Origin of the sequence: Xanthomonas cannabis (assembly GCF_040616535.1) — a bacterium.
GTDB lineage: Bacteria > Pseudomonadota > Gammaproteobacteria > Xanthomonadales > Xanthomonadaceae > Xanthomonas > Xanthomonas cannabis.
In genome coordinates this window covers 1,354,983-1,373,942 of record NZ_CP136580.1, presented here as the reverse complement: position 1 = coordinate 1,373,942, position 18,960 = coordinate 1,354,983, and the positions used below count along the sequence as shown (strand labels likewise).

Genomic DNA, 18,960 nt, shown 5'->3' with positions numbered 1-18,960 from the left:
TGGCAGTTGCACACCAACCGTGTGCAACGGATACCCGGCCGGCAGCGTTGCCTACAACGGCGTGCCTGCCGGTCCGTGCTGAACAAATCTGCCCGGCGTCTTGTCGTGTGGCGAACCCAACCGACAGCGCACTGCTGCCTGCGCCGCGCCCCTGTGGCTCGCCAGGGCGCTGTGCTACGGTCCGGCGCTGCATCCGCCGGAGCCGTTCGCATGCCGCATCGATTGATCGCATCTCCTCGTCTGCGCTGGCTGCTGCTGTTGGCCAGTCTTGCGGCCTTCACCGGCAACGCGGCAGGCCGCACGGCCGAGTCTGCCTTTGCCGCCGTAGACCCATTCATCGGCACCGGTGGCGAAGGCCACACCTATCCCGGCGCCACGGTCCCGTTCGGCATGGTGCAGCTGAGCCCGGACACACAGATCAAACCGCGCAAGGAAGCCTATGGCTGGGCTGCGGGTTATCGGCATAGCGACACCACCATTGTCGGGTTCTCGCATACGCATTTTTCCGGCTCCGGGCATTCGGACCTGGGCGACATCCTGCTGATGCCGCAGGTGGGCGAGATCAAGCTCGAACGTGGCGACGCGAACACGCCCGGCAGCGGCTACACCGCGCAGTTCGATCACAGCAGCGAACAGGCACAGCCCGGCTATTACGCGGTCACCCTGAAAGACCGCAACATCCGCGCCGAACTCACCGCCAGCGCGCGCGTGGGCGTGCATCGCTATCACTTTCCGAAGGGTGCGCCGGCGCATGTGCTGGTCGATTTGCGCACCAGCCTGTACGACTACCCGGGCAAGGTGCAGTGGTCGCGGTTGCGCGTGCGCAGCGATGGCACCGTCACCGGCTTTCGTGAAACGCGCGGTTGGGCGCCCGGCCGGCAACTGTATTTCGCCATGCGGTTTTCGCGCCCGCTCACCGCCACGCAACTGCACGACACCGAGCAGGACATGGCGTACAAGGGCTTCCCACCGCCCGGCGCGAACAACCCGGCGCAACGCGCGCAGATCGAAGGCCGGCAACTGGTGGGCGTGTTCGATGTGGCCAACGATGGCACCCCGCTGGTGGTGAAGGTCGCGCTATCGCCGGTCAGCGAAGCCGGCGCCATCGCCAATCTCGATGCGGAAGTGCCGGGCTTCGATTTCGACCGCGTGCGCGCCGATGCACGCACGCAATGGACGCAGGCGCTGGCAGCGATCGATGCACAAGGCACGCCGCAACAACGCACCCAGCTCTATACCGCGCTGTATCACACCCTGCTCGGCCCCACATTGTTCATGGACAGCGATGGGCACTATCGCGGGCCGGACAACGCCGTGCATCACACACACGGCTGGACCAACTATTCCACGTTCTCGTTGTGGGACACCTATCGTGCCCTGCACCCGTTATTGACGCTGGTGCAGCCGCCGCAACGCAGCAGTGACATGGTCAACTCGCTGCTGGCCGCACGCCGCGACAGCCCGTACGGCATCCTGCCAGTGTGGGCATTCCACGGCCTGGAAACCTGGTGCATGATCGGCTACCACGCGGTGCCGGTGATTGCCGATGCGTACATGAAGGGCATCGGTGGTTTCGACGCCGACGACGCCTTGCAGGCGATGGTGGCCAGCGCCGACTACGGCCCGTACGACGGCATCGCGCAATACCGCGAGCTCGGCTATGTGCCCATCGACGAAGAAGGCGAAGCGGCGTCCAAGACGCTGGAATACGCCTTCGATGATTGGACCATCGCGCGCATGGCCCAGGCGCTCGGCAAGCCAGAGATCGCCGCCGAATTCAACAAACGCGCCGGCAACTGGAAACACGCCTTCGACCCGGCCACCGGCTACATGCGCGCACGCACCCGCGCCGGCAATTTTCGCGAACCGTTCGATCCCTCCGCCAGCGGCTACGGCAGCGACTACACCGAAGGCAATGCATGGCAGTACTCGTGGTACGTGCCGCAAGATGTGGCCGGGCTGGCCGCCGCGCATGGCGGCGAAGACAAACTGCTCGCGCGCCTGGATGCGGTGTTCGACGCCAAGGTAGACCCCAAGGTCTTCGAGCACATGGAAGACATCACCGGGCTGATCGGCTGGTATGCGCATGGCAACGAACCCAGCCACCACGTGGCCTATCTCTACGCTTACGCCGGCCAACCCTGGCGCACGCAGGCGCGCCTGACCCAGATCATCGGTAGCCAGTATCACGCCGGCCCCGAAGGTCTGGCTGGCAACGACGACCTTGGCCAGATGTCGGCCTGGTACGTGTTCACCACGCTGGGCTTTTATCCGGTGGCGCCGGGCAGCAATCAATACATCATCGGCCGTCCGTTCCTGCCGCGCGCCGCGCTCAACCTGCCCAATGGCAAGCGCTTCAGCATCGTCGCCGATGGCCTGAGCGCGTCACGCCCGTATATCGGCAGCGCCACGCTCAATGGCCAGGCCTTGAACCGCGCCTACCTCACGCATCAGGAGATTCAGGCCGGCGGCGAGCTGCGTTTCCGCATGCAGGCCACGCCGAACCAGCAGTGGGCAACGGACCCGGCGCAACGGCCGTATTCGATGTCGGCGCAGCCCCGCTGATTCAGAAGTAGATGCCCATGCGCAGCCCGCAGGCGTCGCGCTCGACCACCGCCGGCAGGCTGCCGGCGGTGCCTGCCGCAATCCGCTGCGCACTCCAGCAGGCCGCCAGGGCGTCCAGCACATCGTCTGGCTGCGCGCAGGCACGCGGCACGCGCTCCAGCAGCGAGGCAACGCGCGCCGCGCCGTAGTGGTCGCCTAGCAACCGGCAGCGTTGCCGCTGCCCTTCGCTGCTTTTCTTCGCTGCAGCCAGGCCCGGCCCGCCGGCAAGCGCCGCAAACGAGACTTCCGGATGCACCTCGAACACCCGTGCGGCCCAGGCGGGGTCTGTCCGCAGGGCGTCGTCCCAATCGCGGATCTTGGGCAGCAACGCAAACGACTGCACGCCAAAACCACGCTGCTTCTCATGATCCAGCACGCGATGCAGCGCAGAGGCTTCCGCTTGCGTGCGTGCCTGCAAGATGCCGCGCAACGGCGCAGCAAAGATGCTGCACGCACGCCGCCCGCCCACGAATCGGCGCGCCTGCGCATCCGCCGCGCGCGGTGCGTGCTCGCTCAGCCCGATTGGGATATCCACGCCCAGCACGTCCACCGCAGGCAGGGCCACTGCCAGCGCAGCCACGCTTGGGTAATAGGCAAATGCCAGCAGGTCGCCGTTGTCCCACACGGCAATCCAGCCACTGCGCGCCCCATCGACGCCCACACACCAAGGTTGTTGCACGGCGACAGATTCTCTTGTGTGAAAGATGGACGAGGTGACCTTGGAGTGACGCGCACACAGCGTCGTCGCGTCACGCGTTCACATGATGCACAAGTTTTTTTCACCCGTGCACAGCAGCGGCGTTCCCACACTGGGCGGCATCGGTGCGCTGTGTCCGCGCGTACCGCGCCATCCCCCACTGCAGGAGTCCGTGCATGTCCAGCGCGAAGAACCAGTACGAAATGCAAAACCCCCTGACCCAATTCCCGCAGCCGCAGTTCCCGGAGCAAACCCAGGACGCGCCCGGCACCATCCATGCGCTGCAACCCAAGGCCGACCACGGCGAGCAGAGCTATAAAGGCTTTGGTCGCCTGCTCGGCCGCAAGGCGCTGATCACCGGCGCAGATTCCGGCATCGGCCGTGCCACCGCCATTGCCTATGCGCGCGAAGGCGCCGACATCGTGCTCAATTATCTGCCCGAAGAAGAACAGGACGCCGCCGAAGTGGTGGAACTGATCAAGGCCGAAGGCCGCAAGGCGATCCCCATCCCCGGCGACCTCAAGGACGAAGCGTTCTGCAACGAGCTGGTGGCACGTGCGGTCACCGAACTGGGCGGGCTCGATCTGCTGGTCAATATCGCCGGCAGGCAGACCGCCATCAAGGACATTGCCGACATCACCACCGAACAGTTCGACGCGACCTTCAAGACCAACGTGTACGCGATGTTCTGGTTGTGCAAGGCGGCCATTCCGCATCTGCCGCCGGGCGCGTCCATCATCAACACCGGTTCGATCCAGTCCTACCAGCCCTCGCCCACCCTGCTCGACTACGCCTCCACCAAGGCGGCCATCGTCAACTTCACCAAGGGCCTGGCCCAGCAGGTTGCGGACAAAGGCATCCGCGTCAACGCGGTCGCACCCGGCCCGGTATGGACGCCGTTGCAGCCCAGCGGTGGCCAGCCGCCGGAAAAGATCCCGGATTTCGGCTCAGAAACGCCACTCAAGCGCGCCGGCCAGCCGGTGGAAATGGCCCCGCTCTACGTCATCCTGGCCACGCAGGAATCCAGCTACGTTACCGGCGAAGTGTTCGGCGCCACCGGCGGCCTGCTGTTGTCTTGAGCCGGCCCGACGCGCAGTTCAAACGCGATGCCAGCGACACCTTGCCGATCGCTGCCTATGCAGCGGTCGGCGACGGGCGTTCGGTCGCCCTGTGCGGCGCCGACGGTAGCATCGACTGGTGGTGCGTGCCGACGATGGACTCACCTCCACTGTTCGATCGCCTGCTCGATGCGGGCGCAGGCGGCTATTTCGCCTTGACGCCGCGCACCCTGCAGCAGGTAAGCCGCCGCTATCGCGACGGCAGCAATATTCTGGAAACCATCTTTACTACCGACACCGGCAGCGCGCGCCTGACCGAGTCGCTCAATAGCGGCGAAGCCGGCCGCCTGCCGTGGTCGGAGTTGGCACGCCGTATCGAAGGCATCGACGGCGAGGTGCTGTTCGATCTGGTTTACCGCCCCGGCACCCGCGCCGGCGAGGCAACGCCCTGGCAAAGCGAAACGCCCAACGGCCGCGTACATCACATCGGCCCGTTGATGACGATGCTGCGCTTCGACAGCGCAGCCGTCGATGTCACCCACTGCGACGATCGCGGCGTGCATGCAACGCTCAGCGCACGCGCGGGCGAGACGCATGTGGTCGCCCTGCTGGCTGCCGAAGACGATGCCCTGCCAGTGCCGTCGCTGGCCGATATCGATGGGCGCATCGACCGCAGCGACGAAGAATGGCGCGAATGGAGCGGAAATCTGCGCTACGACAACGGTTATCGCAGCGAGGTGATCCGCTCGGCATTGGCACTGAAGTTCCTGTGGTTTTCGCCCACCGGCGCAATTGCCGCGGCGGTGACTACCTCGTTGCCCGAGCAGATCGGCGAGAACGGCAATTGGGACTACCGCTACGCCTGGGTGCGCGATGCGGCATACACCACCAAGGCGTTTTTGCGCGTGGGTGCATTGGCCGACGCCAAGGCCGCTTTCAGCTGGCTGATGCGCACCATCCGCCGCCACCGCCCCGGCGTGCGGCCGTGCTACACGCTCGATGGCGACCTGGTGCCGGACGAACGCGAGATCGACATCCCCGGCTACCGCAACACCCGCCCGGTGCGCGTGGGCAACACCGCCAATAACCAACTGCAGCTGTGCCTGTATGGCGACATCTTCGAGATGGCAGCGCGCTTTTTGGATGCCGGCCACATCTTGGACCAGGAGACTGCCCGCCAGCTGTTCGAACTCGGCAACGAATGCGTCAACAGCTGGATGCGCAAGGACGCCGGCTTCTGGGAACTGGAGGCCAACGAGCACTACACCATGTCCAAGGTGGAATGCTGGCTTGCATTGCGCCGCGCCAGCGAGCTTGCAAGGGCCGGGCACTTGTCCAGCGCCATGCTGCCGCGTTGGGAGCGCGAACAACAGCGCATCCTCGATTGGATCGACACCCATTGCTGGTCGGACGCAAAGCAGTCGTACACGTTTTACGCCGGCACCGAGGATCTTGATGCCAGCCTGCTGCTGGCATCGCGCTTCGGCCTGGGCGGCCCACGCCGCGAGCGCATGATTGCCACACGCGATGCCATCCGCAAGGAACTCGCCACCGGCGCACTGGTGCACCGCTACAGCGGCATGCAAACCCGCGAAGGCAGCTTCACCGCCTGCGCCTTCTGGATGGTGGAAGCCTACGGCCTACTCGGCGATCGCCAGGAAGCCAGACGCTTGTTCGAGTGCCTGCTGGAGCAGCAAGGCAACGACGTCCACCTGATGCCGGAAATGGTGGATGCCGCCACCGGTGAAGCCTTGGGCAATCTACCGCAAGGCCTGAGTCATCTTGCACTGATCCATGCAGCGCTCGCTGTGGATGGCATATAGGCCCCCCCGAAGTGGCAACCCACGCCGTGCGCCGGAATAAGTGCGGCGCACGAAAGCTGGCGAGCAGTCGTCAGGCGAAGATGTACGGCCCGGAGCAAACGCAGTATGAATGGCATATACCGAATCCGCGCACCGGCGGCGCCCGCCTGGCGGTGAGCGCAGTCGCTTTCTTAGCCGCTCTAAACTACCGAGAGGCCTCCCCTTCTCCCACCGGGAGAAGGTGCCCGAAGGGCGGATGAGGGCACGCTTGCTCGCGATCCAACCGGCCATCGGCGTCCCACCTACCGCGCCATCACCACTGTCTGGATCGCATGCGCCGGTATCTCCAACTCGCTCGACGCTTCACCCACATACAGGTTGTAGCGAATCGCCACGTCGCCGGCATTCATCACTACCGTCGCCAGTGACCCATCGCGGTTCGCAAATGCGGTGGTCATCAGATTACTACGGCTGCTGGCCGCACTCACCCGCCGCGCACCCGGCCGGATGAACTTGGAAAAGTGGCCGATATACCAATAGCTCGGCGTATACGTGACCTCACCGGTGCGCGTATCTGCATGCACCGGCGCAAAGCAGTAATTGCCCACGTGATTGGGCCCGCCGTGTTGGTCGAGCAGGATGTTCCAGTCGGTCCAGCCCACAGCGCCATGATTGAGGTCGTTGATGATGGCGGTGCCGTAGCGCTCGCCATTGGGCCAATACTGCAACTTGGCGGCATCGAACTTTTCCACCGCCGCCTCGGTCAGCAACAGATGCTTGTCCGGGTAGGCCTGCGCCACTGCCGCCACGTTCTCCACCATCGGCTCAAATCCGGCCCAGGTTTCGTACCAGTGGAAGCCCATGCCCCAGGCATATTTGGCCGCCTCCGGATCGTCGAAGATCACATGCGCGCGGTGCACCATCATGTCGCGGTTGTGATCCCACACGATGATCTTGCGATCGCCGTAGCCGGCGCTCGCCATGGTCGGCCCCAGGTGGTTCTTCAAGAAATCGCGCTCTTCTTCGGCAGAGAACAGCATCGACTCCCAGGTCTGCACCGCCATCGGTTCGTTCTGCAGGCTGATGCCCCAGATCGGGATACCCGCCTTCTCGTACGCCGCAATAAACCGCGTGTAGTAACTCGCCCAGGCCTGCGCATACTCCGGCAATAGCTTGCCGCCCTTGAGCATGGTCTTGCTGTCTTTCATGAAGGCCGGCGCGCTCCACGGGCTGGCAAACGTGGTGAGCGTACCGCCTGCGGCAGCGATGGCCTGGCGCAACATCGGGATGCGATACCTGGCATCGTGCTTGACCGAAAAACTCTTCAGCGCCGCATCGCCCTCCTTGATGTAGGTATAGCTGCCGCTACTGAAGTCCGAGCTGTGGATGGTGGTGCGCGCCAACGTGTAGCCAATGCCGCTCTGTGGATCGTAGTAGGCGGTGAGCAGCGCGCGTTGCGCACGCTTGGGCAGCTTGGCAAAGGTCTCTGCGCTGGAATCGGTGATGGCCCCGCCAATCCCCAGCAACTCCTGAAACTGCCGCTGCGGATTGACGAAGATGGAGTTCTCCTTCTCGGTCAACACATGCCCGGCGACAGGAGCGGCCGCTGTACTGGCGCGCATCTGTTGCGTGGCGCCTTGAGAGCTGGTGTAGATGCGCAACGCGCCATCGCTGCGCGTCGCTGGCGAGGTCGCATCTGACGCTGCTGGGGTCGCCGCGAGCGCCGCGGCCGCCGTTGCGGCACTCGCGCTGCTCACCGTGCCCAGCCCAATCCCCAGCATTCCCACCACCGACCACGTCATCGCTCGCTTCACTGCGCACCCTCCCAGGTAGATCGCGCAAGCCTAACCGAGCAGCGCGCCGCAACATGACACAGCAAACGAGCGCAAGCGCGCATCAACCTCCCCTTCTCCCTCTGGGAGAAGGTGGCGCGCAGCGCCGGATGAGGGTACGTGCACACGCAGCAGTGCCAGCCACGCATGCAATGCATCGCCAACAACCTGAAGTAGAAGATTGCAATCCGCACCAATGCCAGCAACCGCACCCTCACCCCAACCCCTCTCCCGCAGGGAGAGTGGCTAATCACCCGCGCGACAAACGATCCAGGATGCCTGGCACTTCCGGCGGAATCTCACGCGCCAGAAATCCCACCGTGCCGATCCGCTTCGCCAACTGCTTACCCGCAGCCGCATGCACAAACACACCCCATAGTGCCGCGGTCAGCGCATCGCTACCGCGCGCAGCAAACCCTGCAATCATCCCGGCCAAGGTGTCGCCAGAGCCCGACGTGCCCAGACCTGGCACGCCACCACGGTGTACCCACAGCGCACCGTCTGGCCCGGCGATAAAACTGTCCGGGCCCTTGACGATGACCACGCTGCGCATCTTCTTCGCAAATGCCAGCGCGTACTCACCGGGCGCCGCCTCCACCGCGGCCTTGTCGTCGCCAGCCAATGTCGCCATCTCACCGGCATGCGGCGTCAGCACGAACGGGCGGCCAGGCGGCGCAAGCAAGGTGCGCGACAACGCGCCGGCATCCAGCACCAGCGTGCACACTGCCTTCTGCGCGGCGAGCTTCACGAGTGCAGCGGTTGTCGAAGACGATGCCATACCCGGCCCGATCACTGCTGCATCGCATGCAGCCAACGCCGCCTCCAGCGCACGATGCCCACGCGTAATCTCGCCCTGCCCGTTTTGCGCCAGCCCCAGCACCAAGGCTTCCGGCACCGCCAACGCCATGCCGGGTGCCACGCTCGCCGCCGTGGCGATCTGCAACTTGCCCGCGCCTGCACGCAAGGCCGCCTCGCCCGCCAACAAGGCCGCACCCGGCACACGCATCGAGCCGCCCACGATCAACACGCGCCCACGCTGCTCCTTGTCGCCGCCCGGCGGTGGCAGCGGCATCGCGCGCAGCGCAGTAGCGTTCAAGGTGCGCAGGCGAGCGGCGGCCATCAGCGCGCTCCGGCCGGCCGGTCGGATTCGGTGGTCACCGGCTCCTGTGCCAGCTCCGGCGACACGAACTTGGTCCGCACCAACTCCAGCGATTGCCCGTCGGCCGCAGCGGCGTATTCGGTGACCCCACAATTAGGCACATCGCCCTCGCGATCGATGCCCAGGATGGTGGCCTCGTCCATCCGCTCGATCAGATAACGGAAGCAATTGACGATCACCTGGTGCCCCACGATCAACACGCGCGCGCCCACATGGTTGCGCTGTAAATCGCCTACGATGCTGCGCAGGCGGAAGATCACATCGCACCAGCTCTCGCCACCGGGCGGGCGAAAGTAGAACTTGCCCACCAACTTGCGCTGCTCGGCCAGCTCCGGGAAGGTCGCAAGAATGCCGGCCGTGGTGTAGCGGTCGAGCACGCCAAACTCTTTCTCGCGCAGCCGCTCGTCCACGCTCACCGCAGCGTCCGGTTGGCCCAGCGCCCGCGCCACCGCCGCAGCTGTCTGCCGCGCACGCACATAGGTGGAGCTCAAGATCAAGGTCGGCCGCTCGTGCTCGGGCAACCCGGCCATCCATGCACCCAACGCCTCGGCCTGGCGCTCGCCCAATTCCGACAACGGCACATCCGCATCGCGGTGCTCCAGGTCGATCAACGTGGCGCCATTGGACTCGGCCACATCGCGCGCGACATTGCCCGCGCTCTGCCCATGCCGCACTACCCACAACCGCGCCGGCCACTGCGCCGACACCCCTGCAACCGCACTGTTCTCACTCACATGCATCTCCCGCAACCGAGCATCACGTGTCGCACAGCGGCCGTGAAAAAACGGTCGATCACCGCATCTGCACTAATTGCAACGCAGCGCACGCAGCACCCATGACCAATGGCCTACAGCCAAGCGAACGCAACGGACGACTAACGCAACGCCGCTATACTGCAGACCCCCGCCTACCTGCTCCCCATGTCCAACGTTCTGCTGCTACGCACGGCGAAAGAGCGCGAAGAACTGCGCCTGGAAGAGGTGCTGGACGCCACCGAACAGTGCATCGACGAGATTGGCCTGGGCGCCACCAGCTTCGAGTTGATTGCCGAGCGCGCCAAGGTCTCCTGCGGCAGCCTGCTGCAGCGCTTCGAAGACAAGGACGCCCTGGTGCGCGCATTGCTGGAGCGCAACTACATGCGCGCCATCCGTCAGATGTGGCTGGTGGAACGCCCGGCCAACGTGCACGTGGTGGACTTCATCGCCGGCCTGCTCGAAGACTGGCTGCTGCAGGAAATCAACATCAAGCGCACCCGCATCGACCTGGAACTGCACCTGGCCACCCTGCGCGACCCGGTGCTGGCCGCCTTCATGCGCCGGCAGAGCGCATCGCTGATCGAACACCTCAGCGCCCTGCTCAAGCGCCTGCTGCGCGGCCACGCCGACCCGGCCAGCAGCGAACAGGAATTCCAGGCCCGCGTCTTCGCCGTCGCCGCCATGTGCGGCGGCCTGCACAACGTCATGACCAGCGGCATGGAACTCAACCGCATGCATCTGCAGCTGATCCTGCGCGAGAGTTTGTCGGGGATTTTGAAGTCTGCGCCGGTGTAGTAGCGCTACTTCTTTCCGCCTGATTCTTCCAGACTCGCCGGCCACTGCACTTGCTTCAGCGCATGGGTCATCTGATCGGCAAGCAGCTCCAGACAAAACGCCAACTCGTCCATGCAGATGGCTGGCTGCCTTGCCTGCTCTTCGGCCTGCGTGCGTGGCTGCGCCAGACGCGCCAAAAATCGCATGTGGTCGCGCAGCTGCTGCAAGCGGTATTGCGCACCTTCTGGCAGGTAGTAGCCAGCGTTCGCATCTAAGTGACGATGAGCCTCGGTCATTGGATCTCCCGCATTCAAAAATAAAGCGAAACCACCGTTGTCGGAGGTGGCGGGCCGCTGCACGAGGAGTTCCGAGGCTCCGTGCTGAGATCGTGCTACCGGTTTCAAGGCGCGTCAAGACATCTGAGCCGCGCACCTCACAGGCCTTGACCTCAGTTGATGAACGTCCCGGCGCGAGAGACCGGATGGGACTCGACCCCACGAATCAGTGAACCTGCGACCCGCACAAGTCCCTACGAATAGAGTGCACCTACTACAATGCCTTTTCACGAGATTGAGCCAATCGGAGACGAGGCATGACGCCGGAAATCAAGGCAAGGCAGCTGATTGACGGCAAGCTTGAGGCAGCCGGCTGGGTCGTTCAGGACGCCAACAAGATCAACCTGGGCACCGCGCGCGGGGTCGCCATCCGGGAGTACCCCACCGACAGCGGGCCGGCCGATTACGTTCTCTTTGTCGATCGAGACCCGGTCGGCGTCATCGAGGCCAAGCGCGACGAAGCCGGCGAAAACCTGACCGTGCACGAATCCCAGACCGAGCGTTATGCCAAAGCTGCCCTCAAATGGCGCAAGGGCACTCAGCCGCTATGGTTCCTTTACGAAAGTACTGGCCAGATCATCCATTTCACAAACGGGCGCGATCCAAACCCGCGCGCCCGTGAGCTGTTCCATTTCTTCCAGCCTCAAACGCTCGCCGACTGGGCGGCCGAGAGCAACACTTTGCGCCACCGGCTGCGGGAGTGCATGCCTGCCTTGCCCGAAGAGAATCTTCGCGACTGCCAAGTCAGCGCGGTCACGGGGCTGGAGCGCTCCCTGGCCCAGAACAGGTCACGCGCCCTGGTGCACATGGCAACCGGCGCAGGCAAGACCTTCACCGCCATCACCTCCGTCTACCGGCTGCTCAAGTTCGGTGGAGCCAAGCGCATCCTGTTTCTCGTGGACACGCGCAATCTTGGAAAACAGGCACACCAGGAATTCATGGCGTATACGCCACCAGACGACGGCCGCAAATTCACTGAGCTTTACAATGTCCAGCGTCTGACCAGCAGCCACATCGACCCCCATGCCCAGGTGTGCATCAGCACCATCCAGCGCATGTATTCCATCCTGTCCGGGCAGCCAATTGACGAATCGGCTGAGGACGTCTCGATGGCCGAGCTCCCCTCGGCGATCAAGCAACCCAGGCCCGTCGTGTACAACGCATCGGTTCCTATCGAGACCTTCGACTTCATCGTCATCGACGAATGCCATCGCAGCATCTACAACCTGTGGAAACAGGTACTCGACTACTACGACGCCTTCCTGATCGGCCTGACCGCCACGCCAGACAAACGCACCTTCGGTTTTTTCAACGAAAACATCGTGGCCGAATATAGCTACGAGCAGTCCGTTGTGGACGGCGTCAACGTTGGTTACGACGTGTACGAGATCGACACCAAGATCACCAAGGCTGGCGCCGAGCTCAAGGCCAAGCAGTGGGTTGACCATCGCCACCGCGAAACCCGTAAGAAGCGTTGGGCAGCGACTGATGAAGACGTGGCCTACACCAGCAAAGAACTTGACCGCTCTGTGGTCAACCCCAGCCAGATCCGCAAGGTGGTCGAGGCCATGAGAACTGCGGTCGAGACAAGCATATTTCCCAACCGCAAGGAAGTCCCCAAGACGCTGATCTTCGCCAAGACTGACAGCCATGCCGACGACATCATTAAGGCCGTGCGTGAGATCTACGGCGAGGGCAACGCCTTCTGCAAAAAGGTTACCTACAAGGCTGATGAAGACCCCGATACCGTCCTGTCCAATTTCCGCAATGACTACCATCCGCGCATTGCGGTGACCGTGGATATGATTGCCACCGGCACCGACGTAAAGCCGCTGGAAGTGCTGTTGTTCATGCGCGACGTCCGCAGCAAGGGCTACTACGAGCAGATGAAGGGGCGCGGTGTTCGTAGCCTGGATAAAGAGTCGCTCAAGAAGGTCAGCAATAGCGTAGACAGCGATAAGACCCGCTTCGTCCTGATCGACGCGGTGGGCGTAGAAAAAACGCTCAAGACCGAAACCCGTCAGTTGGAGATGAAGCCCGGCGTTAGCCTGGACCAGTTGCTCAAGAGCATTGCCGTCGGCGGTCAGGACGAGGACACCGTGCTCAGCCTTGGCAATCGGCTCGTCCGTCTCAACAAACAGTTGGATGACAAGGCACTGGCGCGCATCAAGCAGACCGCCAAGGGCCTCAGCCTGCCCGAGTTGGCGCGTCAGTTGGTGAACGCCGTAAACCCGGACCTGGTCCTGGCCGACGCACTGGATACGGCAAAGGCTGCGGGCATCACTCGCAGCGCAGAGACGATCACCCCCGATGAACTTAACGCTGCCCGCGCCAAGCGCATCGCCGCCGCCTGTCGCCCCCTGGATGACCCAGCGTTGCGTGACGCAATCGAATCGGCACGCCGTGAGCGCGAACAGTTGATCGACCACATCAATCTGGATGAAGTCACCTTCAGCGGCTACAGCGCACAGGCCGAAGCTCAGGCGGAAGCGACCGTAAAAGCTTTCCAGGCTTACCTACAGCAGCATAAGGATGAGATTGCCGCGCTGAGCTTCTTCTACGCCCAGCCCTATCAGCGCCGGCCCTTAACCTTCGCCATGATCGAAGAATTGCACGAAGCCCTGGAACGCCCGCCACTGATGCTGACGACTGACCGCCTGTGGTCGGCCTATGCGCGCGTGCAGACCAGCAAGGTGGCGGGTGCTAATACGCGCCGACAGCTGACCGATCTCGTGTCGCTGGTGCGCTTTGCGCTTGGCTTTGACGATGAACTGCGCCCCTATGCCGACAGCGTAGACAAACGCTTCCAGGCATGGATTTTCCGGCACAATGCGCGCCGCACCACTTCCTTTACGGCAGAGCAGACCGAATGGCTACGCTTGATCAAGGACCAGATTGCATCCAGCTGCGCGGTCAGCCGCGAAGATTTCGACTACGCCCAGCTGGCTGCCAAGGGCGGCCTACAGAAGGCGTGGAATGTATTTGGGGAACAGCTCGATGAGCTGCTTGATGAAATGAATGAGGAACTCGTAGCTTGAAGAACAGTAGTGCCGAGCTTCCACATGGATGGAACAAAGCGACACTCGGCGATCTAATTACTTTGATCGTTGGTGGAGGAACGCCATCAAGAAATGTTGCAGCGTATTTCGATGGAAACACTCCTTGGTTCACAGTCAAGGACTTAAAGTCTCTTTACCCCACAGATGCTGAAGAGCACATTTCTGATGACGCGATACTCCGCAGTGCCACTAGCCTGATTGAGGCAAACACTCTAATAATAGCAACACGAATCGCACTCGGAAAAGCAATAATTCCAAATGTTCGCTGTGCAATCAATCAAGATTTGAAAGCTTTGTACTTAGGCCGCGACGTGCCTCCAAAGTTTATTTTATATTGGTTTATGGCGAACGATCAGATGATTAAATCTCATGGGTCGGGAACCACTGTAAAGGGCATACGACTTGAGCATGTCAAGGAGTTCCCGTTGAAAGTGCCGCCCGCAAGGGAGCAGTGCCGCATCGTCGATAGGATCGAAGAATTACTGTCCTATCTCGATGCCGGCATAGCCGAAATGAAGTCGGCGCAGCGCAAACTAGCGAAGTATCGCCAATCGCTGCTGAAGGCTGCCGTAGAAGGCACCCTCACCGCCGACTGGCGTGCTGCCTACGCACAAAACTGCGAAACGCAGGAAACTGGCGCCGAGCTCCTGCAACGCATCCTCACCGAACGCCGCACCCGCTGGGAAGCCAAGCAACTCGCCAAATTTGCTAAGCAAGGCAAGGCACCACCCAATGGTTGGCGGATAAAGTATCTAGAGCCCATTGCTCCCAACGTCGACAATCTTCCTGCATTGCCAGATGGTTGGACCTGGGCGAGCGTTGATCAATTGTCCCCAGACGACCTAGCAAATGGCAGGTCAGTCCCCAGCTCAATTTCAGGCGCCAAAGTCCTAAGACTCACTTCCGTCAAAGAAGGAAAAATCGACCTTTCTGAATTCAAACACGGCAACTGGTCTGATGACGAAGCCCGACAATTTCTTGTCGCCGAAGGAGATCTGCTGATCATCCGCGGCAATGGATCACTATCACTGGTAGGCAGAGCAGGAATCGTCACTAGTGTTACCGAGCAAGTAGCTTATCCGGATACGATGATCCGCTTGCGCATCGTCGATTCAGTAGTAAGAACACGATGGGTAGCTGCCCTGTGGGATTCATCTTTAGTGCGAGGCCATATGGAAGCGCGGGCGCGCACCTCCGCCGGGATATACAAAATCTCCCAACCAGATATTATCTCAGTCGTTGTTCCTATTCCTCCAATTTCGGAACAGGACAAAATATTGACAGTTTTAGATCGCAGTGCAGATGATTTCCAAGCGCTTCAGGACTCATTAGTGATTGCTGAAAGGCAGTCCAGTGCCCAACGCAAAAATATTCTCAAAGCCGCTTTCAGTGGCGAGCTTGTCCCACAAGATCCAAACGACGAACCAGCCAGTGTGCTGCTGAAACGCATCCGCGCCGAGCGCGTCGCAGCCGATGCGAAACGTACAGGCAAAACTGCGCGAAAGACCAAGGAGCGCACATGAGTGACAGCCAGGGCGAACTCATCCTGTACCGCACAGAGGACGGCCAGGCTGATATCCAGCTACGGGCAGTAGATGGCACCGTGTGGCTGAATCAAGCCCAGATTGCCGAGCTGTTCGACACCACCAAGCAGAACGTCAGCCTGCATATCCGCAACGTGCTGGACGAGGGGGAATTGACCGCCGAGGCAACTGTCAAGGAATCCTTGACAGTTCAAACCGAGGGCAAGCGCGAGGTAAGTCGGGTGGTACAGACCTACCGTCTTGAGATGATCCTTGCAGTGGGCTATCGGGTACGCTCTCCCCGCGGTGCACAGTTCCGTCGCTGGGCCAGCACGGTGCTGGCCGAGTACCTCGTCAAGGGTTTCGCTATGAACGACGCCCGCTTGAAGGACGCCGAGCGGGTCGATTACTTCGAGGAACTTCTGGCGCGGATCCGCGATATCCGTAGCTCGGAGAAGCGCTTCTACCAGAAGCTGCGCGACCTGTTCAAGGAAAGCAGCAGCGATTATGACGGCACGGCGCAGATGGCCAAGACCTTCTTTGCCACCATCCAGAACAAGCTGGTCTTTGCCATCACCGGCAAGACGGCCGCCGACCTGATCGTGAGCCGCGCCAATGCCGAGGCGGAGAACATGGGCTTGACCAACTGGCCGACTCCGCGCATCCGCAAGGCCGACGCCATGGTATCCAAGAACTACCTGCACGCCGACGAGCTGTACCAGCTCAACCGGCTGGTGACACGGTTCCTGGACTTTGCTGAGGACCGGGCGCTGCGCCGCATGGAAACCCGCATGGCGGACTGGATTGCACAGACCGACCGCTTTCTGGCATTTGACGAACGGCCGATCCTGAGCAATGCGGGCCAGACCTCTCACGACCAGATGGAATCGGTCATCGGCGAACGGTTCACCGCGTTCGATAACCGCCGACGCGACGCAGAGCGGCTTGCTGCCGAGCAGGAGGCCGCCGCCGACCTGGCACACCTTGAATCCGAAGCGGCCAAGCTGCTTCCAGGCAAAAAGAACAAAGGCAATAAAAAACAATGAACAGCAATACCCTGGTCCAGAAACTTTGGAACTTCTGTCACACGCTGCGCGATGACGGCGTGGGCTATGGCGACTATCTGGAACAGCTGACCTATCTGCTATTCCTGAAGCTAGCGCATGAATACACGCTGCCGCCGCATAGCCGCGATACCCACATCCCGCGGAGCTGCAACTGGAACAGCTTGAAAAAGCTCACAGGTGAGCCGCTGGAGGCCCATTACCTCAAAGTGCTGCACAAGCTAGGCGAAGAATCCGGAATGTTGGGCGCCATCTTTTTCAAGGCACAGAATAAGATCCAAGATCCCGCAAAGCTTGCGCGCTTGGTGCAGATGATCGATGCACAGGATTGGCTGAGCCTGGATATCGATGTCAAAGGCGAGCTATACGAAGGTTTGCTGCAGAAGAATGCCGAAGACACCAAGAGTGGCGCCGGCCAGTACTTCACGCCCCGCCCGCTGATCCAGGCGATGGTGGAATGCGTGCAGCCCGAGCCCAAGAAGACCGTTGCGGATCCGGCCTGTGGAACGGGCGGATTCTTCCTGGGTGTGCATGAATGGCTGACACGTCCGGGCAACCGCCTGAACCCGTCACAGGCGAAATTTCTACGACACGACACCTTCCACGGCAACGAGATTGTGGCTGGCACGCGTCGCATGTGCCTGATGAATCTGTTCCTGCACAACATCGGCGAGCTGGATGGAACTCCTGCCGTTGAACGCTCGGATGCATTGATCGGCGAGCCCTCGCAACGGGTCGATTACGTGCTCGCCAATCCGCCCTTCGGCAAGAAGAGCAGCATGACGATTACCAATGAGGACGGCGAAGAAGATCGTGACGCCCTGACTTACGAGCGGCAGGATTTCTGGCAGACGACCTCCAACAAACAGCTGAACTTCCTGCAGCACATCGTCTCGATGCTCAAAACTACGGGACAGGCCGCTGTGGTGCTACCGGACAACGTGCTGTTTGAGGGCGGGGCCGGCGAGAAGATCCGCCGTAAGCTGCTACAGACCTGCGATGTGCACACCCTGCTGCGCCTACCGACCGGTATTTTTTATGCGCAGGGCGTCAAGGCGAACGTGCTGTTCTTCGACAACAAGCCGAAAGACGGCAAGGTGCATACAAAAGGCGTGTGGATCTACGACCTGCGCACCAACAAGCATTTCACCCTGAAAACGCGGCAGCTCAAGCGCGATGACCTTCAGGATTTTGTCGACTGCTACAACCCGGCTAATCGTCATAAACGCAAAGAGTCGGAGCGCTTCAAATACTTCGACTACGAAACGCTGACCAAGCGCGACAAAGCCAACTTGGACATCTTCTGGCTGAAGGACGAGAGCTTGGACAACCTGGACGATCTGCCGCCACCGGATGTGCTGGCACTTGAGATCATTGACCACCTGGAAGCGGCACTGCTGTCTTTCCGCGAAGTCAGTGCAGCACTACCTCGCTCAAGCACTAATGACTGAGCCAGAGCTGGGATTAGAAGCCGCGCAGTTCCAACTGCAAGCTTCAATACAATACAAGTGCCTCAAGCTAGCGGCTTGCACAACGGCATCAATACCCAATGTGCGCCACACGCAAGCATGCCTTCCGGTTAGGCCTTGAGGATATGGAACAGCGCTCGGGTCAGTTCACCCGTTCGGTGCCTGCTGACATTGGCCATCTACTTCCCCTGTGGCGCGGCGTTGGCGCTAACGCCGTGCTTAATGATAGTCGTCTTCACGCTGATGCCTGACTGCCAAAACGGTGACGACTTGATCGCTTTCCACCTCAAACAGCAGCACGTAGCCGCTGGCGCCGAAGCCGATCACTAGCTCGCGCAAGAACGGATCTGCCACCCCCGCCTTGCGGCAGCTCAACGGGGCCAGTTCAAGTACGGTGACGCCGTCGCCGATTGCCTGCAGCGCGCGCTCGGCCAAGGTGAAGTCGCCTTCGGCACGCTGTAGCAGCCAGTCGTAAAGACGCGCGAGATCGTCGCGCGCTTGCTGAGTGAAGCGGACGGAAAATCCCACCTTGCCTTAGCCCTTGCGCGCCTGGTCCAGTTGGGACTGCAGCCCAGCCAGCACGTCGGTCGCGTCGATGTACTGGTTGGATGCCTTGGCGCTGTCACGCGAGGCCAGCCCGCGTGCAATGAAGGCTTCCTGCTGCTGTCGCTGCTGCACCTGAGCGCGCACGGAGTGCTCGACGAAGCTGGACAGCGTCTCCCCCTCCTGCAACACGGCTTCGGCCGCTTCGCGCAGCGCCGGGTCTACCCGGAGCGATGGAAGAGATGCGGATTTCATGGCAGGCCCAGTGCGTTGCAATTGCGATGCA

15 protein-coding genes are annotated in these 18,960 nt (G+C 61.8%); 8 read left to right on the top strand and 7 right to left on the bottom strand.

The window, feature by feature from the left end; translation table 11 throughout:
• The first annotated feature begins 210 nt into the window (after window positions 1-210).
• The gene (locus RZV17_RS05910) at window positions 211-2,565 is read left to right on the top strand and encodes a GH92 family glycosyl hydrolase (protein WP_355607883.1); all 2,355 of its coding nucleotides are present in this window, start codon (window positions 211-213) and stop codon (window positions 2,563-2,565) included.
• 1 nt (window position 2,566) lies between these two features.
• Here the strand turns inward: RZV17_RS05910 and RZV17_RS05905 are convergent, their stop codons facing one another.
• A complete protein-coding gene (locus RZV17_RS05905) occupies window positions 2,567-3,265 on the bottom strand; it encodes a DUF429 domain-containing protein (protein ID WP_047695845.1) in 699 nt (232 codons plus the stop codon).
• A gap of 212 nt (window positions 3,266-3,477) precedes the next feature.
• Between RZV17_RS05905 and RZV17_RS05900 the strand changes: the two genes are divergently transcribed.
• Both RZV17_RS05900 and RZV17_RS05895 read left to right on the top strand, forming a co-directional pair.
• Complete coding sequence (locus RZV17_RS05900; RefSeq protein WP_355607880.1) at window positions 3,478-4,380, top strand: SDR family oxidoreductase; 903 nt, start codon at window positions 3,478-3,480, stop codon at window positions 4,378-4,380.
• On the top strand, window positions 4,377-6,182 hold the full coding sequence (locus tag RZV17_RS05895) for a glycoside hydrolase family 15 protein (RefSeq protein WP_355607877.1): 1,806 nt from the start codon (window positions 4,377-4,379) through the stop codon (window positions 6,180-6,182). Before RZV17_RS05900 ends, RZV17_RS05895 begins: the two co-directional genes overlap by 4 nt.
• Before the next feature lie 281 nt (window positions 6,183-6,463).
• Here RZV17_RS05895 and RZV17_RS05890 read toward each other — a convergent pair whose 3' ends face one another.
• The 3 genes from RZV17_RS05890 to RZV17_RS05880 all read right to left on the bottom strand — a co-directional run bounded on the left by RZV17_RS05890 (window position 6,464) and on the right by RZV17_RS05880 (window position 9,892).
• Window positions 6,464-7,942, bottom strand: coding sequence for a glycoside hydrolase family 30 protein (locus RZV17_RS05890; protein ID WP_355609206.1), 1,479 nt, complete (start codon window positions 7,940-7,942; stop codon window positions 6,464-6,466).
• A 301-nt stretch (window positions 7,943-8,243) separates the two neighbouring features.
• Window positions 8,244-9,113: an NAD(P)H-hydrate dehydratase gene (locus RZV17_RS05885; protein ID WP_166750102.1), complete on the bottom strand. Its 870-nt coding sequence runs from the start codon at window positions 9,111-9,113 to the stop codon at window positions 8,244-8,246.
• A complete protein-coding gene (locus RZV17_RS05880; protein ID WP_166744052.1) occupies window positions 9,113-9,892 on the bottom strand; it encodes a histidine phosphatase family protein in 780 nt (259 codons plus the stop codon). The genes RZV17_RS05885 and RZV17_RS05880 overlap by 1 nt, the downstream gene beginning before the upstream one ends.
• 180 nt (window positions 9,893-10,072) lie before the next feature.
• Here RZV17_RS05880 and RZV17_RS05875 point away from each other — a divergent pair, with 180 nt between their 5' ends.
• A complete protein-coding gene (locus RZV17_RS05875; protein ID WP_104581130.1) occupies window positions 10,073-10,702 on the top strand; it encodes a TetR/AcrR family transcriptional regulator in 630 nt (209 codons plus the stop codon).
• A gap of 5 nt (window positions 10,703-10,707) precedes the next feature.
• On the opposite strand, the gene RZV17_RS05870 is transcribed toward RZV17_RS05875, so the two are convergent.
• Window positions 10,708-10,977 (bottom strand): XAC0095 family protein, encoded by a 270-nt coding sequence (locus tag RZV17_RS05870; protein WP_166750345.1) that lies wholly within the window; start codon window positions 10,975-10,977, stop codon window positions 10,708-10,710.
• Window positions 10,978-11,273: 296 nt separating this feature from the next.
• Here RZV17_RS05870 and RZV17_RS05865 point away from each other — a divergent pair, with 296 nt between their 5' ends.
• Genes RZV17_RS05865 through RZV17_RS05850 form a run of 4 tightly spaced genes read left to right on the top strand, consistent with a single transcriptional unit; the run spans window position 11,274 to window position 18,113 of the window.
• The gene (locus RZV17_RS05865) at window positions 11,274-14,054 is read left to right on the top strand and encodes a type I restriction-modification enzyme R subunit C-terminal domain-containing protein (protein ID WP_355607873.1); all 2,781 of its coding nucleotides are present in this window, start codon (window positions 11,274-11,276) and stop codon (window positions 14,052-14,054) included.
• Window positions 14,051-15,598, top strand: coding sequence for a restriction endonuclease subunit S (locus tag RZV17_RS05860; protein ID WP_166750104.1), 1,548 nt, complete (start codon window positions 14,051-14,053; stop codon window positions 15,596-15,598). The genes RZV17_RS05865 and RZV17_RS05860 overlap by 4 nt, the downstream gene beginning before the upstream one ends.
• Window positions 15,595-16,644 (top strand): RhuM family protein, encoded by a 1,050-nt coding sequence (gene rhuM, locus RZV17_RS05855; protein ID WP_355607869.1) that lies wholly within the window; start codon window positions 15,595-15,597, stop codon window positions 16,642-16,644. The genes RZV17_RS05860 and rhuM overlap by 4 nt, the downstream gene beginning before the upstream one ends.
• On the top strand, window positions 16,641-18,113 hold the full coding sequence (locus RZV17_RS05850) for a class I SAM-dependent DNA methyltransferase (RefSeq protein WP_166750106.1): 1,473 nt from the start codon (window positions 16,641-16,643) through the stop codon (window positions 18,111-18,113). The genes rhuM and RZV17_RS05850 overlap by 4 nt, the downstream gene beginning before the upstream one ends.
• 237 nt (window positions 18,114-18,350) lie before the next feature.
• Here the strand turns inward: RZV17_RS05850 and RZV17_RS05845 are convergent, their stop codons facing one another.
• Both RZV17_RS05845 and RZV17_RS05840 read right to left on the bottom strand, forming a co-directional pair.
• Window positions 18,351-18,659, bottom strand: coding sequence for a type II toxin-antitoxin system RelE/ParE family toxin (locus RZV17_RS05845; RefSeq protein ID WP_355607864.1), 309 nt, complete (start codon window positions 18,657-18,659; stop codon window positions 18,351-18,353).
• A gap of 6 nt (window positions 18,660-18,665) precedes the next feature.
• Window positions 18,666-18,929 carry a YlcI/YnfO family protein gene (locus RZV17_RS05840; RefSeq protein ID WP_126214130.1) on the bottom strand — a complete coding sequence of 88 codons (264 nt, stop codon included), beginning with the start codon at window positions 18,927-18,929 and terminating at the stop codon, window positions 18,666-18,668.
• Window positions 18,930-18,960: the final 31 nt, after the last annotated feature.